This is a genomic window from Janibacter limosus NBRC 16128 (genome assembly GCF_001570985.1).
Lineage (GTDB): Bacteria > Actinomycetota > Actinomycetes > Actinomycetales > Dermatophilaceae > Janibacter > Janibacter limosus.
Map to the genome: position 1 here is coordinate 58,201 of NZ_BCSS01000015.1, position 19,500 is coordinate 77,700.

Genomic DNA, 19,500 nt, shown 5'->3' on the forward strand with positions numbered 1-19,500 from the left:
GGCGCATCGGGAGAACTAGTTGCTCTCGGACTTCTTGGCGTAGCGCTTCTGGAAGCGGGCCACGCGACCACCGGTGTCCATGATCTTCTGCTTGCCCGTGTAGAACGGGTGGCACTGGCTGCACACCTCAGCCTTGATCTGCTGGCCCGGCTTGGTGCTGCGGGTGGTGAAGGTGCTGCCGCAGGTGCACGTGACGGTGGTCGTCTCGTACGTGGGGTGGATGTCCTTCTTCACGTGGTGCTCCTTGGGTCTGAGTCGTCCGGGTCGGCGTTGTGCCCCTGTGGGCCGACAACCGCGGTATCTGTGCCGCATGCCGTGAACCGGACCGCCTATGGATTGTGCCAGACGTGGCACAGGGGTCCAAACACGCGATCGGGGGCGGTTGTTCCCCTGCGGCCGAGGCCCGCCCGTGCGGCAGGATGGGGACATGGCACCACGTCCCCGCCGCCTGCCCCGCCGGACCCCTCGCGACCACGGCAGGGAACCCACGCCCGGCCCCGTCGAGGGCTCGGTCATCCGCCCGGCCGTGGCCGGTGACACCGCGACGATCATCGCGCTGCGGGCGCTGATGTTCGAGGCGATGGGCACCTCGGCCGAGGCGATCTCCGACATCGGCTGGCAGCAGGAAGCCTCCCGCTGGCTGCAGCTGCACCTCGCCGACGAGCGCGTCCACGTCGTCGTCGCCGAAGCCAACGGCACGGTCGTCTCGTGCGCGATCGGCCAGGTCCTCGACCTGATGCCCTCGCCGACCCGCGCCCGTGGTGGCGGCCTCGTGACCAACATCGCGACCTTCCCCCGGCACCGTCGACTCGGCTTCACCCACGCCGTCCTGGAGTCGCTGCTCGGGTGGTTCGAGCAGGAGACCGATGTCGAGGTCATCACCCTCAATGCCACCGAGGCCGGACGCGACATCTACGACAACTTCGGCTTCGTCGCCTCGACCTTCCCCGAGATGCGGTTGCGGCTGGAGCGCGCGGTCGAGCCCGACGAGGACTGAGGGCTCCTCCCCCTTCGCCTGGGCGGTCTCGCGTCAGACGCCCGAGTCAGGTGGGCGCGTCGTGCGGCATACCCGCCGCGAGTACAGAGCACGAAGTGACCACCTGACTCCCCCGCCCATGACGAAGGGGGACACGTGTCAGTCGCAGGCCGGCAGGGTGAGCGTCACCGTGGTGCCCTCCCCCTCGGCGCTCTCCAGCTCGACGTGCCCGCCGTGCGCCTCGGCGATCGTGAGCACGATGACCAGACCCAGCCCGGTCCCGGGCACGTGCTCCGCCTGCGCGTTGGACGCCCGGAAGAACCGGGTGAAGAGACGCTCCCGGTCCTGTGCGGGGATCCCCATGCCCGTGTCGGTGCAGGTGATACGCACCTCGTCGCCCACCCGGGTGGTCGTCAGCCGGACGCTGCCGCCTGCGGGGGTGAACTTCACGGCATTGCTCGCCAGGTTGCCGACGGCCCGCTCGATCTGCTGGGCGTCGCCCCACACGTGGATCGGTTGGTCGTCCTGCTCCAGCTCGAGCTGCACCTGTGCGCTGCCGGCGATCGGGGTGAGCTGCTCGACGACCCGGACCGGACCGCTGCGCACGTCGTGGCGGGTACGGGCGGTGTCCGCCTGGCCGCTGTCGAGCCGGTTGAGCAGCAGCAGGTCATCGATGAGCGAGCGCAGCCGGTCGACATTGCGGGCGACGACGTCCAGCGCCCGCGTCTGGGCGGGCTCGAGGTCACCGAAGTCGCCGTCGGTGAGCAGCTCGAGGTACCCGGCGATGGAGGTGAGCGGGGTCCGCAGCTCGTGGCTCGTCGTCGCCGTGAAGTCGGACTTCTGCCGGTCGAGATCCTCGAGGGAGGTGACATAGCGGTGCTCGACGAGCGTGTGAGCGGCATATTCCGCCACCCGCTCCATGGCCTGCAGCTCGCCCTCGTCCCACTGGTGCGGCTGCAGCGTGGCGACGGACAGCACCCCGACCGCCTCGTCACCGAAGCACAGCGGGTGCAGCGCCCATCCCTGCAGGGACTGCTCCTCGGCCACGCGCGCCAGGGCCTCGGGGAAGGTCGCGTCGATGTCGGCGGCGCTGCTGGCCCTGAGATTGGGCGTGTCGACGAGCATCTGCGCCACCCCGGGGATCGTGACGTCCTGGAGCAGCGCCGGGAAGTCCGCGCCCGACGAGTGCCAGGAGCCCATGAGGGCGACCGACTCCTCACCGGCGAGCCGGTAGACCGATGTCGCGTCGGCCTGCAGTCCCTGCCCGACGACCTCGCAGGCCCGATCCCACCCACCGTCACGTGCCGTGAGCATGCTGGGCACGCTCCCGGTGAGTCGGTGGAGGCCGAGACGGCGCTCACGATCGCGCTGCATCGACGCATTGGACTCAGCGAGCGCCTTGAAGGCATCGGCGAGCGCGATGACCTCGTCTGCCCCGTCGTGCACATCGGCCCTGACCGGCGTGGTCCCCGGCTCGTGCCGTGACACGACCCGGTGCAGTGCCTGGAGCGGGCGCGCCAGTCGGTCGAGCGCGCGTCGCGCCTGCGAGAAGGTCACGAAGATGGCGATGAGGGTCGCCACACCCATGAGCGCGATCGCGCCGTTCATGTAGAGGTTGTAGCGGTCGCGCCACTCCTGACGGACGTCGGCGATCTCCGCGGTCAGCTCGCCGTGCTCGCGTTCGACCTCGCGGAAGGCCGGGCCGGTGAGGCCCAGGGTCGCGTCCTCGCTGGAGGCCATCTCCGCGTCGGCGAGCCGGAACCACTCCTGCGACGCGTCGATGAACTCGTCGACCGCGCGCTCGTCCATCCCTGCATCGGCAGCCCGGGTCAGCAGGACGTCCTCGCCCGTGTCGAACTGCGAGCGCGACGCGACGTAGGCCCTGCGGAAGCTCTCCTCCCCCGTGAGTAGGTATGCGCGGAGGCTGCCCTGGGCGTTGGCGATCGTGATGCGCATCTGACCGCTCTGCTCGTTGAGCGGGCTGATGGTGCGGGTGGTCTGACGGGCTTCCCGCTGGACGGTGATCATCGAGACGACGGACATGACCGACATGAGCAGGATGATCACGGACAGCACGAGGACGAGCCGCTCGAGCACGTGGGCCACGGTGTTGCGGGGGCTCACGGCCGCTCCTCCTCGCTGGTGTCGAACCCGGTGCGAGTCATCGTGCCCCACTCCTGCTTGCGACCGGTGAGGCTCTGCCACCATCCCTCGAGGCGCCAGATCGCGGTGGCCTGCCGGTATCCGATGTTTTCGACCACGGCGGCCGCCAGCGTGCTGAGCAGGTCACGCCACCGTGGGTACTTGTGGAAGCTGAGCTCCTCGACGGTCATCGCGGCGAGCGTCACGAGGATCGCGTAGCCGTAGGCGACAGCCATGAAGAGCAGGAAGTACCCGACGTCGACGACCCCGAGCAGGGTGCCGAGGACGACGAGCACGAGACCGAAGAGCTCGAGCAGCGGCGCGAGGAGCTCGAAGAGCCAGTAGTACGGGATGGCGACCATCCCGATCGAGCCGTAGCGAGGGTTGAGCAGCATCGAGCGGTAGGCCCACAAGGTCTCCCACAGCCCGCGGTGCCACCGCCGTCGTTGCTTGCGCAGCACGCCCGCCGTCTCGGGGACCTCGGTCCAGCAGATGGGCTCGGAGACGAACTGCACGCGGTAGTCACGCTTCAGGCGACGCATGTGCTTGTGCACCCTCAGCACGAGCTCGAAGTCCTCCCCGATGCTCGTCGGGTCGAGCCCGCCCACCTCGACGAGCACGTCCCTGCGGAAGATGCCGAAGGCACCACTGATGAGGATGAGCGACTTCAGCCGGGACCAGCCGGCGCGACCCAGGTGGAAGGCTCGCAGGTACTCGACGACCTGGATGCGCGCCAACCAGTTGCGCGACATGCGCACCTCGGTGACCCGTCCACCGCGCACGACGCAGCCGTTGACCGCACGGATCACGCCACCCCCCGCCACCACCCGGACGGGGTCCTCGGCGAAGGGCCGCACGATGGCGAGCAGGGCGTCGGGGTCGAGCACCGAGTCGGAGTCGACGAAGACGACGAGGTCCTGGGTCGCGAAGTTGACCCCGACGTTGAGCGAGTCCGACCGACCCGAGTTGGCCTTGCGGACGACGGTGAGCCGGGTGCGGCCGTTGCGCGGCACGTGGACGGAGGTCGCGGCCTCGCTCACCTGCAGGTCCTGCGGCATCCGTCGCGGCACCTCGACCAGGTCGAAGGCCTCACGCAGCACCTCGAACCCGTCGTCGCTGCTGCCGTCGTCGACGACGATCACCTCATGGCGTGGGTAGTGCAGCGCGAGCATCGCCTGCGTCGCGACCTTGATCCCCGCCTCCTCGTTGAACATCGCGGTGACGACGCTGACCCCGGGCACCATGCCGGAGCCGAGGAGCTCCTCCCTCCCCGCGAAGGGGAGCTGCCGGGTCGAGCGGCGAAAGTCCAGGGCGGCGGCGACGACGAGCACGAGGTAGGAGGAGTTGATGATGAGGAAGTAGACGAGGACCGGGAGCGCGATGCCCGCGAAGATCGCCTCGACGACTGGCGTCACCGGCTCGAGGACGTCGTCCATCAGCCCCTCCCCCCGACCGGATGGCGAAGCGCGTGCATGGCCAGCCCGTAGTCGGCGGCTGCCGCCGCGTCGCCGCCGGTGTGGCCCTCGACCTCGGCCAGGCCGGCGGGACCCAGGGCGACGAGGACGTCGGCGGCCAGCTCGCCGATCCTGGGATCGGTGTCGCCGAGCAGAGCTCCCAGCGCGCTGATCGCACCCGGGTCCGCCAGCTCCCCGAGCGCCCGGACAGCGGCGAGGCGGACCGAGCGTGGCTGGTCCCGCTCCGTGAGGGTGGTGAGCACGACGGTGTCCGCCGGCTGACCGAGCTCGCCGATGGCCTCGGCGAGGGCTGCGAGCACCGTGGGGTCCTCCTCGCGCCCGGCGAGCTCTCGCAGGCGGGTCGTCTGCGACAGGTGCTGAGCACGTCCGATGGTCATCGCGGCGACTGCGCGGGTGGAGGCGTCCTCGCCCTCGAGCGCACGACCGACCGTGTCCGCCGCCTGCGGCCCCAGCCCGACGAGGGCCTCGACGACCACCCAGACGGGCAGCTCGCCCCGGCCGCGTCGGCCGGGAGCGACGGCGGCGAGCAACGCCTCCGCGGCGGCGGCGTCGCCGAGCATGCCGAGGGACCTGGCGCTCGTCACTGCGACGCCGCGATCGCGGTCCTGCAGACGTGGGACGACATCGGCGGCGGCATCGCGGATGCGCATGACCCCCAGGGCCCAGACCGACCGGGCCCGGCGGGTCCCGGACCACGAGGTGACGCCCGCTCGGGCACGACGCACGAGGCCGTGGGCGACGAGGACGTCGACGACCCGCTGGGCCGGGGTCCCCCGGATCTTGCTGAGGTACCCGACGAGCATGGGGGTGACGAGGGCGACGGACTGGCCCCGCAGCTCACTCAGACGCGTCGCGGAGCCACCCTCGTCCTCGCCCGAGACGAGGGTGAGCACGTCCTCGCGCAGGGGTCCGACACGGCGGACGAGCGCCCGTTCGCGACGGCTGCGCGTCACCCGGGCCGCGATGATGGTGGCGGTGAGCACGACGAAGGTCGCGAGCATGATCCACAGGCTCAGGCGCAGGAGCCAGGGCTGGACGACGACCTCTCCCACGTGGTCAGCCGCGCCCGATCAGGGCGGCGACCCGGTGGACCAGCTCACGTGGGCTGAAGGGCTTGGTGAGGTAGTCGTCGGCCCCGGTGCTGAAGCCGGCGTCGACGTCGACATCGCGGGCTCGAGCAGTGAGCAGGATGACCCGTGTGTGGGCCAGCTGGTCGTCGGCGCGGATGCTGCGCAGCACGTCGAGCCCGGACTGCCCCGGCATCATCACGTCGAGGACCGCCACGTCAGGACGGTGCTCGGTGATCAGACGCAGCGCCTCGTCGCCATCGGCGGCGGGCACGACCGTGTACCCGGCACTGTCGAGCTTGAAGGCCACGAGGTCCCTGATGTCCACGTCGTCGTCCGCGACCACGACAGTCCCCTGGCCCATGACACTCCTTCGTTTCGACGCCCGCGTCGGTTCAGCCTATGTGGATGGTCGGCCCACGGCGAAGGGGGTCGACGTGCGGCGTGCACGTCGACCCCCTTCGTCATGCTGGGGAGGAGAGCCGTCAGGCGCTCTCGTCCTCGTCGCCGAGCTTGATCGAGCTGGTCGCTGCGACCTGCGAGAGGAACTCGTAGTTCGTCTTGGTCTTGCGCAGCCGGTCCAGCAGCAGCTCCACACCCTGCTGGGTGTCGAGCGCGGCGAGGACGCGACGCAGCTTCCACATGATCCGCAGCTCCTCGGGCGCCAAGAGGATCTCCTCGCGACGCGTACCGGAGGCGTTGACGTCGACCGCGGGGAAGATCCGACGGTTGGCCAGGCCACGGTCGAGCTTGAGCTCCATGTTGCCGGTGCCCTTGAACTCCTCGAAGATCACCTCGTCCATGCGCGAGCCGGTCTCGACGAGCGCGGTGGCGAGGATGGTGAGCGAGCCACCATTTTCGATGTTGCGGGCCGCACCGAAGAACTTCTTCGGCGGGTACAGCGCCGCGGAGTCGACACCACCGGAGAGGATGCGCCCGCTCGCCGGGGCGGCGAGGTTGTAGGCGCGACCGAGCTTGGTGATCGAGTCGAGGAGCACGACGACGTCGTGGCCCATCTCGACCAGGCGCTTGGCGCGCTCGATGGCCAGCTCGGCGACCGTGGTGTGGTCCTCGGCCGGACGGTCAAAGGTGGAGGCGATGACCTCACCCTTGACCGCGCGCTGCATGTCGGTGACCTCCTCGGGACGCTCGTCGACGAGGACGACCATGAGGTGGCACTCAGGGTTGTTGGTCGAGATCGCGTTGGCGAGGGACTGCATGACCATCGTCTTGCCGGCCTTGGCCGGAGCGACGATCAGACCGCGCTGGCCCTTGCCGATGGGGGCGACGAGGTCGATCATGCGCGTGGTCAGGACATTGGACTCGGTCTCGAGACGCAGCCGGTCCTGCGGGTAGAGCGGCGTCAGCTTGCCGAACTCCACGCGACGCTTGGCGTCCTCCGCCGACATGCCGTTGACGGTCTCCAGCTTGGCGAGCGAGTTGAACTTGCCGCGCTGACCCTTGGTGTTGATGGTCTGCTGCTGCGGCTCCTCGCCCTCGCGGGCGGCCTTGACCTGACCGGTGACCGCGTCACCCTTGCGCAGGCCATTGCGCTTGACCATGTTGAGCGGCACGTAGACATCGGTCGACCCGGGCAGGTAGCCGGAGGTGCGCACGAAGGCGTAGTTGTCGAGGACGTCGAGGATGCCGGCCACGGGCACGAGCACGTCGTCCTCGTGGATCTGCTGCTCGGTGTCGTCGTACTGCTGACCGCCACCACGACGCTTGTCACGGTTGCGGTTGCGATTGCGGTTACGGCTGCGACGGCCGCCCCGCTCGTCATCGCCGTACTGGTCGTTGCCGCCACCCTGGCTGCGGTTGCCACCCTGGTTGCGGTCGTTGCCGCCGCCCTGGTTGCGGTCATTGCGGTTGCCACCCTGCTGGTCGTTGTTGCGACCACCCTGGTTGCGCTCGCCACCCTGGCTGCGGTCATTGCCGCCACCCTGGTTGCGGTCGTTGCGGCTGCCGCCCTGCTGGTCGTTGTTGCGACCACCCTGGTTGCGGTCGTTGCGGTTGCCACCCTGCTGGTCGTTGTTGCGACCACCCTGGTTGCGCTCGCCACCCTGGTTGCGGTCATTGCCGCCACCCTGGTTGCGCTCGTCGGAGCGAGCCTCGCGGTCATCGCCACGCTCGCGACGGGACTGCTCGCGACCGGTGGAGCGCTCATCGCTCTCGGCGCGCGCGGGACGCTCGGCGCCCTTGTCAGCGTTCTGGTCGGCAGCCTTGTCCGCACGGACGGACCTGTCCGCACCGGCAGACTGTGCGGGCTGGTCAGCGGGCGCGCTCTCGGCCGGGGCCTTGGTCGCAGCCTTGGCCGGCGACGTGGCGGCAGGAGCGGATGCGCCCGACTGCTTGGCCCGGATGGCGGTGACGAGGTCGCTCTTGCGCATCTTGGCCGTGCCCGTGATCCCCATGCTCGAAGCGAGCTGCTGGAGCTGGGCGAGGCGCATGGCGCTCAGTGCGCCGGATCGGCGAGGCTGCTCGGAGGTGGCAGCGGTGTCGCCAGTGGTGGTGTCGGTCACGAAGGACCCTTTCCCTCGTAGGGCCTGCCACAGGGGCAGGCCTGATGAGTCCCGTCAAGAGCGGGAATTTTGGTGAGTACCCCACGACCGTGCGTCGCACCCGTGACGAGCGAGACGCTCACGTGGGGGGAAGCCCCTGCCCTCATGTGCGACTCAACTGGTCTGTCGATGCACCGGGCTCACTGGAGCACTGTCAATGTATCACTGCACCCCGGCCCGGCCGCACTCGCGACACGGGCGACGCCGGGACGAGCGGTCAGACGAGCTGGACGCCGTGCTCGGGGACGCCGGGGGTGAGGACCTGCCAGTCGGTGGAGGTCCCGTCCGCGATCTGACGCACCTGCGCCGAGCGGTCGCCCGTGGTGAGCACGAGGACCGATGGTCCTGCCCCGGAGATCGTGGCGGCCAGACCCGCACCACGCAGCGCGTCGACGAGCTCCATGCTGTGCGGATAGCTGGGTCGGCGTGCCTCCTGGTGCAGGAGATCGGTGGTCGCCATGTGCAGCAGCTCGGGGTCAGTCGTCAGGGCGTGGACGAGCAGCCCGGTCCGCGCGGAGTTGGCCGCCGCGGTGGACAATGGCACGACCTCGGGCAGCACCGAGCGGGCCGTGTGCGTGCTCAGGGTCGTCTCGGGCACGAGGACGACGGCTTCGACCTGCGGGTGGAGGCGAAGGGGGACGGTCCGGGTCCGCGGCAGCGGCTGGCCGGCCTCGGTCACCGAGAGCGTCGCACCGCCGAAGACGCTGGCCGAGGCATTGTCCGGGTGGCCTTCGAGGGCACTGGCGATCGTGTTGATCGTCGTGAGCTCGAGCTCCGCGGCAGCGAGGGCTCCCCCACGCACGGCGAGCGCGTGGGCGGCGGCGACCCCGCTGACGATGGCCGTCGCCGACGAGCCCATCCCCCGACCGTGCGGCACGGCATTGGTCGCGCTCAGGTGCAGGCCGGCGGGTGCAGGCACGCCCAGTCGCTGCCAGGTCGTCGCCATCGTGCGCACGACGAGGTGGCTCTCGTCCCGAGGGACCGAGCCTGCGCCGGAGCCGGCGACGTCGACGACCAGGCCCGGCTCCTGCGTGACGGTGACGGTGCACTCGTCCCAGACGCCGAGCGCCAGTCCGACGCAGTCGAACCCGGGGCCGAGGTTGGCACTGGACGCGGGCACCCGCAGGGTGACCGTCGTCCCGACGGGGATGGTCACCCTCAGCCCTGCAGACGGAGCTCGCTGGCGATCGCGTAGGCCTCTGCGGGCACGCTCACCGGAGCGATGTCGCTGCCGTCGGCGTTCTTCAGCGCCCACTGCGGGTCCTTCAGACCGTGACCGGTCACGGTGCACACGATCGTCGCGTCCTTGGGCACCAGGCCGGCGGCCGATGCCTTGAGCAGACCGGCGACCGAGGCGGCCGAGGCCGGTTCGACGAAGATGCCCTCGCGTGAGGAGAGGATCCGGTGCGCGTCGAGGATCTCCTCGTCGGTGACGGCCTCGATGCGGCCACCCGACTCGTCACGGGCTGCCTCGGCCTGCTGCCACGAGGCGGGGTTGCCGATGCGGATCGCGGTGGCGATCGTGTCGGGCTCGTCGACAGGGTGCCCGAGGACGATCGGCGCGGAGCCGGCCGCCTGGAATCCCCACATCTGGGGGGTGCGGGTCGAGACCGCGGCGAGCGTGCCGGAGACACCCTCGGTCGCCGTCGCGTACTCCTGGTACCCGCGCCAGTAGGCGGTGATGTTGCCGGCGTTGCCGACCGGCAGGCAGTGGATGTCGGGTGCATCCCCGAGCGCGTCGACGATCTCGAAGGAGGCCGTCTTCTGCCCCTCGATGCGCGCCGGGTTGACCGAGTTGACCAGCTCGACCGGATAGGCCTCGGCCAGCTTGCGGGCCACGTCGAGACAGTGGTCGAAGTTGCCGTCGACCTGCAGCAGCGTCGCTCCGTGCGCGATGGCCTGGGACAGCTTGCCCATCGCGATCTTGCCCGCGGGCACGAGGACCGCACAGGTCATGCCGGCCTTGGTCGCGTACGCCGCGGCGGACGCGGAGGTGTTGCCGGTGGAGGCGCAGATGACCGCCTTGGCGCCCTTGCCCGCAGCCATCGTCATGGCCGCCGTCATGCCGCGGTCCTTGAAGGAGCCGGTGGGGTTCAGGCCCTCGTACTTGACGTGGACCTGCGCGCCGACGAGCTCGCTGAGGTGCTCGGCGGGGATGAGGGGGGTCCCCCCTTCGCGCAGGGTGATGGTCGGTGCGCCCGCGAGCATCGGGAGCCGGTCGGCGTACTCGGTGATGACGCCGCGCCACTGGTGGACCATGTTCAGTTCCCTTCAACACGCATGACGGAGGTGACCTCGTTGACCGTGTCGAGCCGAGCCAGCTCGTTGACCGTCGTCGAGAGTGCGGCATCGCTCGCCGCGTGGGTGACGATGATGAGCATCGCCCGGGAGGCGCCGTCGTCATCGGTCATGACCTGCTGGCGGACGGTCTCGATGGAGACGTCATGGTCTGCGAAGACCGTTGCGACAGAGGCGAGGACACCCGACTTGTCGGCCACGTCGAGGCTCACGTGGTAGCGGGTGATGGCCTGGCCGATGGGCAGCAACGGCAGGTCGGCGTAGGCGCTCTCCCCCGGTCCGCGACCGCCGGTGACCCGCGCGCGGGCGACGGCGACGAGGTCACCCAGGACGGCGCTGGCGGTCGGGTCGCCACCGGCGCCCTGGCCGTAGAACATCAGGTCGCCGGCGCCCTCGGCCTCGACGAAGACCGCGTTGTAGGCCCCGCGCACGGAGGCCAGCGGGTGGCTGAGCGGGATGAGCGCCGGGTGCACGCGGGCGGAGATGCCCTCCTGCCCGTCGGCTCCCACGACCCGCTCGCAGATCGCGAGCAGCTTGACGGTGCAGTCCATCTCCTGCGCCGCGGCGATGTCGCGGGCGCTCACCTCGGTGATGCCCTCGCGGTGCACGTCGGCGATGGAGACGCGGGAGTGGAAGGCCAACGAGGACAGGATCGCGGCCTTGGCTGCGGCGTCGAAGCCTTCGACGTCAGCGGTCGGGTCCGCCTCGGCGTAGCCCAGGGCCTGGGCGCGCTCGACGGTCTCGGCGAAGCCCGCCCCCGTGGTGTCCATGGCGTCGAGGACGAAGTTGGTCGTGCCGTTGACGATCCCGATGACGCGGCGGATCGAGTCACCGGCGAGCGAGTCGCGGATCGGGCGCAGGATCGGGATGGCACCGGCCACAGCAGCCTCGTAGTAGAGGTCGACACCGTGCTCGGCGGCCGCGGCGTAGAGCGCCGGACCGTCCTCGGCGAGCAGCGCCTTGTTGGCCGTGACGACCGAGGCGCCGTGCTCCATCGCCGACAGGATCAGGCTGCGGGCCGGCTCGATGCCACCGATGACCTCGACGACGATGTCGGCGCGGGTGACCAGCTCCTCCGCGTCGGTCGTGAAGACCGACTCGTCGAGGCCGAGGTCCCCGCGATCACGCCCGGCGCGCCGCACGGCGACACCGACGATCTCGAGCGGCCGGCCGATGCGCTGGGCCAGGTCATCTGCCTGCGCGGTGAGCAGGCGGGCGACGCTGCCGCCGACGACTCCCCCACCGAGCAGTGCGACGCGAAGGGGGGTCTGCTGGGCTGGAGCGGTGGTCATCGGACCTCCTGTGACGGGCTGGGCTCGTCCACGTCGAGGGCGAGCAGGTCATCGATCGTCTCTCGACGGACGATGACCCGCGCGACCCCGTCGCGGACCGCCAGGACCGGCGGACGTGGGGTGTGGTTGTACTGGTTGGACAGGCTGCGGCAGTAGGCACCGGTGCCGGGGACCGCGATGAGGTCGCCGGGGACGATGTCGCCCGGCAGGTACTCGTCCATGACGACGATGTCGCCACTCTCGCAGTGACGCCCGACGACGCGCACGAGGCGCGGCTCGGCGGTGGAGCGACGGCCGGCCAGGGTGCACGAGTAGTCGGCGCCGTAGAGGGCGGTGCGCACGTTGTCGCTCATCCCCCCGTCGACGCTCACGTAGGAGCGCAGCACGCCGGAGCTGACCTCGACGTCCTTGACCGTGCCGATCTCGTAGAGGGTGAAGGCGCTCGGCCCGGCGATGGCGCGACCCGGCTCGATCGAGATCCGAGGCAGGGCCGCCTGCGGGTGCCCGTCGTGGAACTCCTTGAGCTCACGCTCGACCAGCTCGGCCATCTGCGTGCCGAGCTGTCCGGGAGTGAGCGGCTCGTGCTCGGAGGTGTAGGCGATGCCGTAGCCGCCACCGAGGTCCATCTCCGGCATGGCGATGCCGTGCTCGTCGGCGACCTCGGTGTGCAGCGCGATGAGGCGCCGGGCCGCGATCTCAAAACCGGACGTGTCGAAGATCTGGCTGCCGATGTGGCTGTGCAGACCGAGGAGGCGCAGGGAGTCCCCCTTCGCCACGATGGCGTCGATCGCGGCGCGGGCCTGGCCGCCGGCGAGGGAGAAGCCGAACTTCTGGTCCTCGTGCGCGGTGGCGATGAACTCATGGGTGTGCGCCTCGACGCCGACGGTGACACGGACCATGACCGGCGCGGTGATGCCGAGCTCGCTGGCCACCTGCGCGACCCGGTCGATCTCCTCGAAGGAGTCGACGACGATGCGGCCGATGCCGTACTCGAGCGCCTGACGCAGCTCGGCGAGCGACTTGTTGTTGCCGTGCAACGCGATCCGCTCACCGGGGAACCCGACGCGCTGCGCCACGGCGAGCTCGCCGCCGCTGCAGGTGTCGAGGTTGAGACCCTCCTCCATGATCCAGCGGGCGACCGCGGTGCACAGGAAGGCCTTGCCGGCGTAGTAGACGTCGGCGCCGGCCACTGCGGCGAAGGGAGCGGTGAAGTCGTCGCGGAAGGCCCGGGCCCGAGCGCGGAAGTCGGCCTCGTCGACGACATAGGCGGCCGTGCCGAAGTCGCGGGCGATGTCGGTCACCGGGACGCCGGCGACGGACAGGACGCCCGAGGGGTCCCGGGCGACATTGTTCGGCCACAGCTGCGGCAGCAGCTCCATGACGTCCTGCGGGAAGGGCAACCACTGGGGCGCGGCACCGTAGCCCTCGGCGTGCAGGATGCCGGCCTCGTGGGCCCTCATGTTGATCGCCATCGCTACCTCACATCCGCTCGGGCGCGGAGACGCCGAGCAGGTCGAGACCGTTGGCCAGCACCTGGCGGGTGGCGTCGTTGAGCCACAGGCGGGTGCGGTGCAGGTCGGTGGTCTCCTCGTCGGAGCGCGGGCGCACGCGGCAGGTGTCGTACCACTTGTGGAAGTGGCCGGCGAGATCCTCGAGGTAGCGCGCCACGCGGTGCGGCTCACGCAGCTCGGCGGCGTGGGCCACGATCCGCGGGAAGTCGCCGAGCGCCGCGAGCAGGGTCGCCTCGGCCGGGTCGGACAGCAGGCCCGGGTCGAACCCTGCGGACCGGTCGACGCCGTCCTCGGCCGCCAGACGCGCGACATTGGCGGTGCGCGCGTGGGCGTACTGCACGTAGAAGACGGGGTTGTCGTTGGTCTGCTTGCGCAGCTCCTCGCCGTCGAGGCTGATCGGGCTGTCTGCGGGGTAGCGGGCCAGCGAGTAGCGCACGGCGTCGGTGCCGATCCACGAGACGAGGTCGCGCAGCTCGATGATGTTGCCGGCGCGCTTGGACAGCTTGGCGCCGCCGAGGTTGACCAGCTGGCCGATGCGGATCTCGATGTTGGTCTCGGGGTCATCACCCGCGCAGGCAGCGATCGCCTTGAGGCGGGAGACATAGCCGTGGTGGTCGGCGCCGAGGAGGTAGATCTTTTCGGGGAAGCCGCGGTCCTTCTTGCTCAGGTAGTACGCGGCGTCGGCGGCGAAGTAGGTGGGCACGCCGTCGGTGCGGATGAGGACGCGGTCCTTGTCGTCGCCGAAGTCGGTGGTGCGCAGCCAGACCGCGCCGTCGCGGTCATCGACATGGCCCTGCTCGCGCAGGCGGGTGATCGCGGAGTCGACGGCACCCCCAGCGTGCAGGGTCTGCTCCGAGAACCAGACGTCGAAGAAGACGCCGAAGTCCTCGAGCGTGGAGCGGATGTCCGCGAGCTGGGCCTCGTAGCCGAGCTGACGGGCGGTGGCCAGGGCCTCCTCGGCCGGCAGCTCGAGCAGGTCGGGGCGCGCGGCGAGCGCGGTCTGCGCGAGCTCGTCGACATAGGCCCCCGGGTAGCCGCCCTCAGGGATCGGCTCGCCCTTGGCCCGGGCGAGGACGGACGCACCGAAGGTGTCCATCTGGGCGCCCGCGTCGTTGATGTAGTACTCGGCGGTGACGCTCGCGCCGGCCGCGGTGAGCAGGCGGCGCATCGAGTCGCCGAGCGCGGCCCAGCGGGTGTGGCCGATGTGCAGCGGCCCGGTGGGGTTGGCGGAGATGAACTCGAGGTTGACGACGTGGCCGGCCATCGCGTCATTGCGGCCGTAGTCGGCGCCGGCCTCGACGATGGCCTGCGCGAGCGCGCCGGCGGACGCGGCGTCGAGGGTGATGTTGATGAACCCGGGCCCGGCGATCTCGAGGCTGGCGATGCCCTCGGTGGCGCCCAGCCGCTCGGCGAGGATCGCGGCGACCTCGCGCGGCTTCATCCCGGCCGGCTTGGCCAGCTGCATGGACAGGTTGCTCGTCCAGTCACCGTGGCCCTTTTGCTTGGGTCGCTCGACGCGGATCTCGGCGGGCACCTCGACGGTCAACTCGCCGGCCTCGACGGCGGCGGTGAGGGCGGCACGGATCGCTGCTGAAAGCTCTTCGGGGGTCACGGCCGCAAGTCTAGGTCCGAGTGGCGCCATGCCCGTAGCGGCGGTCGATTCTCGGGACGAGCGCTGCCGGTGCTAATCTCACCGGGCACATCCCGCCTCCGTAGCTCAGGGGATAGAGCACTGGTTTCCGGTACCAGGGGTCGCAGGTTCGATTCCTGCCGGGGGCACGTTTTTCCGAAGGGCCGTCAGTATCTGCTGGCGGCCCTTCGGCATGCCGGGGTCCCGCGCCCGCGCCTTCCGCGCGTCCGCCCCCTTCGCGGGTGGAGGTAAACGCGCGGACGAATCCCCCGCGAGTGCGCATCCACTCACGGACGGCAACGCGCGGGTGAAGGTATACGCGCCGACATTTCGTCAGCGCGTCTACCTCCACCGATGCGTTGGAGCCGGATGACGAAGGGGGTGGGTCGGCCCTGTCGGCCAACCCACCCCCACGTCCCGGTCTGGTTAGAGGTCCCGGTGGAACTCGATCTCGCGGATGTCCCCCACCGCGGCGTCACCGCGCTTGAGCAGGTTGACGATCGCGACGACGAGACCGCCCCAGATGACGAGGATCGCGATGAGCATCATGACGATGGCTGTCGTGGTCATGAGTTTTCACCTCCGTCGACGAGCTCGTCGTGTACGTCGGGTGCGTCTTCGAGGGAGACATCGCCCCGCCACGGCAGGAGCGAGAGCAGGATCGCCAGGATCGGCAGGGCGATGACCATGCCCCAGCCGAAGACATTGAGCAGATCGGCCGGGTACTCCTCGTAGGGGACGTCGATCTTGGCCTTGAGCTCCTGCCAGAGCATGACGATCAGCAGCAGCGGGATGACGACTGCGATGAGCGCCGGCCACCAGCCCTTGAGCTTGATCGAGCTGCGGGCGTCGAGGTGGGCACGCAGCACGCCGAGCTTGCGGAAGGCGTAGGTGATCGCGAGCATCATCACGGCGGCCACGGCGATGATGCCGAAGCTGTTGACGAAGGCGTCCATCGTGTCGAGCACGTAGATGCCGCCGGTCGTGGAGAACATCAGGATGCTGACCACGGCCATCGGCACGCCGACGGCGAAGGTCGCCGTCCTGCGGGAGATGCCCATCTTGTCGCGGATGGCGCCGATGACGACCTCGACGATCGAGATGAGCGAGGTCAGGCCGGCCAGCAGCAGCGAGACGAAGAAGAGCACGCCGATGACGACGCCTCCGGGTGCCTCGTTGATGATCGCCGGGAAGGCGACGAAGGCCAGGCCGATGCCGTTGGCGACGACCTCGCTGACCTCCTTGCCCGCGGCCTGGGCCATGAAGCCAAGTGCCGCGAAGACACCGATGCCGGCGAGCAGCTCGAAGCCGGAGTTGGAGAAGGCGACGACGGCACCCGAGCCGGTCATGTCGGTCTTGCGGTCGACATAGCTGGAGTAGGTGATCATGATGCCGAAGCCGACCGACAGGCTGAAGAAGATCTGGCCCACGGCCGAGATCCACACGCCGCCGTCCGCCAAGGCACTCCAGTTGGGTGTGAAGAGGGCGTTGAGCCCGTCCATCGCGCCGTCGAGGGTGAGCGCCTGGATCACGAGGACGACGAAGGCGAGCACGAGCACGGGGATGAAGATGACCGCGGTACGGCCGATGCCGGTCTGCACGCCCATGGCGAGCACGGCGATCGTCACGACCCAGACGAGGATCATCGTGAGGAGGATCCCGGGGACGAAGTCGAAGGTCGGACCGGGCGTGGCCGCGGCCTGCAGGTAGTCACCGAAGAAGTAGGCCTCCGGGTCATCGCCCCAGCCCTTGGTGAAGGACAGCAGCGTGTACTTGCCCGCCCAGGCGAGGATCGCGGCGTAGTAGATGGCGATGACGACGCAGATGAGCACCTGCCACCAGCCCAGCCACTCCGCCCCCCGGTGCAGCCGACGAAGGGAGAGTGGAGCCGACCCGCGGAAGCGGTGGCCGATCGCGTAGTCGAGGTAGAGCAGCGGGATACCTGCGAAGAGCAGCGCGCACAGGTACGGGATGATGAAGGCACCACCACCCCCTTCGTAGGCCACGTAGGGGAATCGCCAGATGTTGCCCAGCCCGACGGCTGAGCCGATCGCGGCGAAGATGAAGACCTTTCGCGAGGAGAAGCCTTCTCTCTTGGTGGCCACCGTGGCCTCGGTGCTGGACATGCTCACGCTCCTGGTCGTTTGTTGAACTCCAGCATGCTCCAGCATCCGAGACAAATGTGGCGTACGCCACGCCGATCCCCCGACAAAACCCCCGCTCCCTGAGGAGCTTGTGCAGCAAGCGACTCGAAGGGCAGCTCAGCTGGCCCCCTCCGCAGTGAGCAGCACGAGCAGCTCTGCGCGCACGGTAGGGTCCTCGAGGTCGTCGGCGAGCAGGTCCTTGAGCCGGTTGATCCGCCCGCTCACCGTCTGCGGGTGGACACCCAGAGTCTCGGCGATGCCCGGGCGGTGCCCCCACTGCAGGAGCCACTCACGCAAGGTGGACAGCAGGACCGACCGCTGGTCATCCGGGAGCAGGTCGATGTCGGCAAAATGCTTGCGGCGCAACGATTGCGTGACCGAGCCGTCCGCACTGCAGGCCAGCTCGAGGAGGAAGTCGTCGGCGAAGACGGGGCCCCGGTCCGGCCCGGCGAGCGCGAGCGTTCGCTGGGCCAGATCCAACGAGTTGGGCAGCTCGGTCAACGGCACCGCGGGCCCGACCGCGCAGGTGTCGTCTCCGAGGAGGGGTCGCAGGGTGGTGGCCAGCCTGCCTGCCTCGATCGGGTGGATGAGCACGACGTCGCGCTCCCGGGGGTGGTAGGCGACCCGGCGGTCGGACTGGCGGCGGATGCGGGCTGCGGAGTCGTTGGAGATGACGATCGCGCAGGCAAGAGACTCGGCCCCTCGCCACGCTGCCGTGGCGAGCTCGGCGGCGTTACGACGTCCGTGGATCAGTGCGTTCGCCAAGCGGCGGAGGAGGTCGTCCTCGTCATCACCGACCAGAGCGGCGATTGCGTACCCACGGCGCGCGGCAGCGACGACCACCTCGCCTGCGGACACGACCCGGCCCAGGAGCGCGAGCACCGCCTCCGGGTCCTCGCTGTTGACTCCGGCGAGCACGGCGCGATGGACCTGCGCCTGCGTTCGATGGACGGCCACGCGGATCCCGGTCGCAAGTTGCTCGACGTCGACTCCCCCGCGAGCGGACTCGATCCCCAGCTGCTCGAAGATGCTGCCCGGCTGACCGATGCGGTCCAGGTCGTTCATGGCGACGCAGGCGAGGAACTCACGAACGACTTCGAAGATGTCGGCGGGCCACTTGTGGTCGAGCGGTACCGGCGACACGCCGATCTCCTTGGCAACCGCGGCGACCAGGCGCGGGGTCAGCTGTGCCAGCTCTGGCTCGTTGGTGGCCAGGAGATGGCGAGCCATCCCGTTCGTCCCACCCGTACTCATGTTCCCCAGTCCCCGTTCCCCGTACCCGCACCCGTACTCACGATCTGCGGCGCTCTCGGAGGTACCCCCGCCGGCTCCAGATTATGGCCATGCGCTCTCGGGATGCGGTGACTGTCATGACGTGCTACTCGACACACGATCCCTGTCACATCCGGCCATGGCGACGACCGGCCTTGGGGGGCAACGATACTCGCGGCGAAGCCTGTGTGCCCACGCCACCCTCACTCGCACATCACCCAGGAGCACCTGCCTCATGAACACCTCCTCACCGGTCTCCCGCCGCACCCTGGCCAAGGGCGCTGCGTGGACCATCCCCGCTGTGAGCATCGCCGCTGCCGCGCCGAGCCTGGCCGCCTCCGCCTTGGAGCCCCTCGACTGCACGTGGGCCGGCAACATCCAGGTGCGCCTCGAGGACACCGCCACTACCACGGGCATCAAGTCCGACGACATCTGGCGCGTCGACTACAACCTCGGCAACCCGACCGCTGCGCTGCCCAAGATGACGTGGACCATCACCGCGCACGAGGTCTTCACCCGTGCGACTGACGAGCCGGGCAACCTGCCCACGTGGAACGGCGGGGACGCCGACACCAACAACCTCTTCACCCTCGGCCCCATCGTCGGCTCCACGGCCGCAGCGGAGAACGACACGCAGGGCGGTGGCCTGTCGGCCTTCACGACGACCATCACGCTCAATCCCCTCACGGCCGCGCAGCGCGCCACGATGGACCTGCACAACCCCGACTGGTCCATCGTCAGGCTCCTCTGGCCGGTCCGCGACGGTAGCTCCCTGAGTGGTAACCGCACATCGCGCTGGATGTACAAGATCGAGCTCACCGAGGTCCTCCTGCCGGGGGCGTCGGTCCCCTGCCCGGTCGACGGCTTCCTCGACAACAACCCGTCGGACCACTTGGTCGCGGCCCGGTGGCTGCGTCAGGAGCCAGGCGAGGCGAAGTGGGACTTCTACGACGCCGCCGACTCTGCCGGCATGACCACCCAGCAGGGCCTCCTGCCGTACCGCCGGTCGATGAAGTACCTCCCCTTCGGCACCGTCCCCAGCACGTACAACAACCGCGAAAACGTCTGAGCCCTTCGCACGACCCATCAGGTGGTGGCGTGGTGCTGCGTACTCGCGAGTACGCAGCACCAC

The 19,500-nt window shown here is 69.7% G+C and carries 16 protein-coding genes and 1 tRNA gene; 3 read left to right on the plus strand and 14 right to left on the minus strand.

Features of this window, described 5'->3' with window-relative positions:
* Positions 1-15: 15 nt before the first annotated feature.
* Positions 16-234 carry a 50S ribosomal protein L31 gene (rpmE, locus tag JLI01S_RS07625; RefSeq protein ID WP_068262540.1) on the minus strand — a complete coding sequence of 73 codons (219 nt, stop codon included), beginning with the start codon at positions 232-234 and terminating at the stop codon, positions 16-18.
* A 193-nt stretch (positions 235-427) separates the two neighbouring features.
* Between rpmE and JLI01S_RS07630 the strand changes: the two genes are divergently transcribed.
* Positions 428-997 (plus strand): GNAT family N-acetyltransferase, encoded by a 570-nt coding sequence (locus JLI01S_RS07630; protein WP_068262543.1) that lies wholly within the window; start codon positions 428-430, stop codon positions 995-997.
* 138 nt (positions 998-1,135) lie between these two features.
* On the opposite strand, the gene JLI01S_RS07635 is transcribed toward JLI01S_RS07630, so the two are convergent.
* The 10 genes from JLI01S_RS07635 to argS form a co-directional block, all read right to left on the minus strand.
* The gene (locus tag JLI01S_RS07635; RefSeq protein WP_068262547.1) at positions 1,136-3,100 is read right to left on the minus strand and encodes an ATP-binding protein; all 1,965 of its coding nucleotides are present in this window, start codon (positions 3,098-3,100) and stop codon (positions 1,136-1,138) included.
* Complete coding sequence (locus JLI01S_RS07640) at positions 3,097-4,554, minus strand: glycosyltransferase family 2 protein (protein ID WP_068262550.1); 1,458 nt, start codon at positions 4,552-4,554, stop codon at positions 3,097-3,099. Before JLI01S_RS07640 ends, JLI01S_RS07635 begins: the two co-directional genes overlap by 4 nt.
* Complete coding sequence (locus JLI01S_RS07645; protein ID WP_068262552.1) at positions 4,554-5,645, minus strand: HEAT repeat domain-containing protein; 1,092 nt, start codon at positions 5,643-5,645, stop codon at positions 4,554-4,556. The genes JLI01S_RS07640 and JLI01S_RS07645 overlap by 1 nt, the downstream gene beginning before the upstream one ends.
* A gap of 4 nt (positions 5,646-5,649) precedes the next feature.
* Complete coding sequence (locus JLI01S_RS07650; protein ID WP_068262555.1) at positions 5,650-6,024, minus strand: response regulator transcription factor; 375 nt, start codon at positions 6,022-6,024, stop codon at positions 5,650-5,652.
* A gap of 121 nt (positions 6,025-6,145) precedes the next feature.
* Positions 6,146-8,182 (minus strand): transcription termination factor Rho, encoded by a 2,037-nt coding sequence (gene rho / locus JLI01S_RS07655; RefSeq protein WP_068262559.1) that lies wholly within the window; start codon positions 8,180-8,182, stop codon positions 6,146-6,148.
* Between the two features lie 256 nt (positions 8,183-8,438).
* Positions 8,439-9,377, minus strand: a complete 939-nt coding sequence (gene thrB, locus JLI01S_RS07660) for a homoserine kinase (RefSeq protein WP_068262562.1) — start codon at positions 9,375-9,377, stop codon at positions 8,439-8,441.
* 2 nt (positions 9,378-9,379) lie between these two features.
* Positions 9,380-10,480, minus strand: coding sequence for a threonine synthase (gene thrC, locus JLI01S_RS07665; protein ID WP_068262565.1), 1,101 nt, complete (start codon positions 10,478-10,480; stop codon positions 9,380-9,382).
* A 2-nt stretch (positions 10,481-10,482) separates the two neighbouring features.
* The gene (locus JLI01S_RS07670; RefSeq protein ID WP_068262568.1) at positions 10,483-11,811 is read right to left on the minus strand and encodes a homoserine dehydrogenase; all 1,329 of its coding nucleotides are present in this window, start codon (positions 11,809-11,811) and stop codon (positions 10,483-10,485) included.
* Positions 11,808-13,271 (minus strand): diaminopimelate decarboxylase, encoded by a 1,464-nt coding sequence (gene lysA / locus JLI01S_RS07675; protein WP_068262617.1) that lies wholly within the window; start codon positions 13,269-13,271, stop codon positions 11,808-11,810. The genes JLI01S_RS07670 and lysA overlap by 4 nt, the downstream gene beginning before the upstream one ends.
* Before the next feature lie 19 nt (positions 13,272-13,290).
* Positions 13,291-14,934 carry an arginine--tRNA ligase gene (gene argS / locus JLI01S_RS07680; RefSeq protein ID WP_068262571.1) on the minus strand — a complete coding sequence of 548 codons (1,644 nt, stop codon included), beginning with the start codon at positions 14,932-14,934 and terminating at the stop codon, positions 13,291-13,293.
* 94 nt (positions 14,935-15,028) lie between these two features.
* On the opposite strand from argS, the gene JLI01S_RS07685 reads away from it, so the two are divergent.
* Positions 15,029-15,101 (plus strand) — tRNA-Arg (locus JLI01S_RS07685).
* 277 nt (positions 15,102-15,378) lie between these two features.
* Here the strand turns inward: JLI01S_RS07685 and JLI01S_RS16620 are convergent.
* From JLI01S_RS16620 to JLI01S_RS07695, 3 genes are all read right to left on the minus strand, one after another.
* Positions 15,379-15,522, minus strand: a complete 144-nt coding sequence (locus JLI01S_RS16620) for a methionine/alanine import family NSS transporter small subunit (protein ID WP_084349277.1) — start codon at positions 15,520-15,522, stop codon at positions 15,379-15,381.
* The gene (locus tag JLI01S_RS07690; RefSeq protein ID WP_068262574.1) at positions 15,519-17,078 is read right to left on the minus strand and encodes a sodium-dependent transporter; all 1,560 of its coding nucleotides are present in this window, start codon (positions 17,076-17,078) and stop codon (positions 15,519-15,521) included. The genes JLI01S_RS16620 and JLI01S_RS07690 overlap by 4 nt, the downstream gene beginning before the upstream one ends.
* 135 nt (positions 17,079-17,213) lie before the next feature.
* A complete protein-coding gene (locus JLI01S_RS07695) occupies positions 17,214-18,326 on the minus strand; it encodes a PucR family transcriptional regulator (RefSeq protein WP_068262577.1) in 1,113 nt (370 codons plus the stop codon).
* A 277-nt stretch (positions 18,327-18,603) separates the two neighbouring features.
* Here JLI01S_RS07695 and JLI01S_RS07700 point away from each other — a divergent pair, with 277 nt between their 5' ends.
* A complete protein-coding gene (locus tag JLI01S_RS07700; protein ID WP_068262580.1) occupies positions 18,604-19,437 on the plus strand; it encodes a hypothetical protein in 834 nt (277 codons plus the stop codon).
* Positions 19,438-19,500 lie beyond the last annotated feature (63 nt).

Bases quoted from the DNA above. Each gene is read 5' to 3' on its own strand.
- JLI01S_RS07630 (WP_068262543.1), top strand. From the start codon at position 428: ATGGCACCACGTCCCCGCCGCCTGCCCCGCCGGACCCCTCGCGACCAC.
- JLI01S_RS07640 (WP_068262550.1), bottom strand. From the start codon at position 4,554: ATGGACGACGTCCTCGAGCCGGTGACGCCAGTCGTCGAGGCGATCTTC.
- JLI01S_RS07650 (WP_068262555.1), bottom strand. From the start codon at position 6,024: ATGGGCCAGGGGACTGTCGTGGTCGCGGACGACGACGTGGACATCAGG.
- thrC (WP_068262565.1), bottom strand. From the start codon at position 10,480: ATGGTCCACCAGTGGCGCGGCGTCATCACCGAGTACGCCGACCGGCTC.
- JLI01S_RS07670 (WP_068262568.1), bottom strand. From the start codon at position 11,811: ATGACCACCGCTCCAGCCCAGCAGACCCCCCTTCGCGTCGCACTGCTC.
- lysA (WP_068262617.1), bottom strand. From the start codon at position 13,271: ATGAGGGCCCACGAGGCCGGCATCCTGCACGCCGAGGGCTACGGTGCC.
- JLI01S_RS16620 (WP_084349277.1), bottom strand. From the start codon at position 15,522: ATGACCACGACAGCCATCGTCATGATGCTCATCGCGATCCTCGTCATC.
- JLI01S_RS07690 (WP_068262574.1), bottom strand. From the start codon at position 17,078: ATGTCCAGCACCGAGGCCACGGTGGCCACCAAGAGAGAAGGCTTCTCC.
- JLI01S_RS07695 (WP_068262577.1), bottom strand. From the start codon at position 18,326: ATGGCTCGCCATCTCCTGGCCACCAACGAGCCAGAGCTGGCACAGCTG.
- JLI01S_RS07700 (WP_068262580.1), top strand. From the start codon at position 18,604: ATGAACACCTCCTCACCGGTCTCCCGCCGCACCCTGGCCAAGGGCGCT.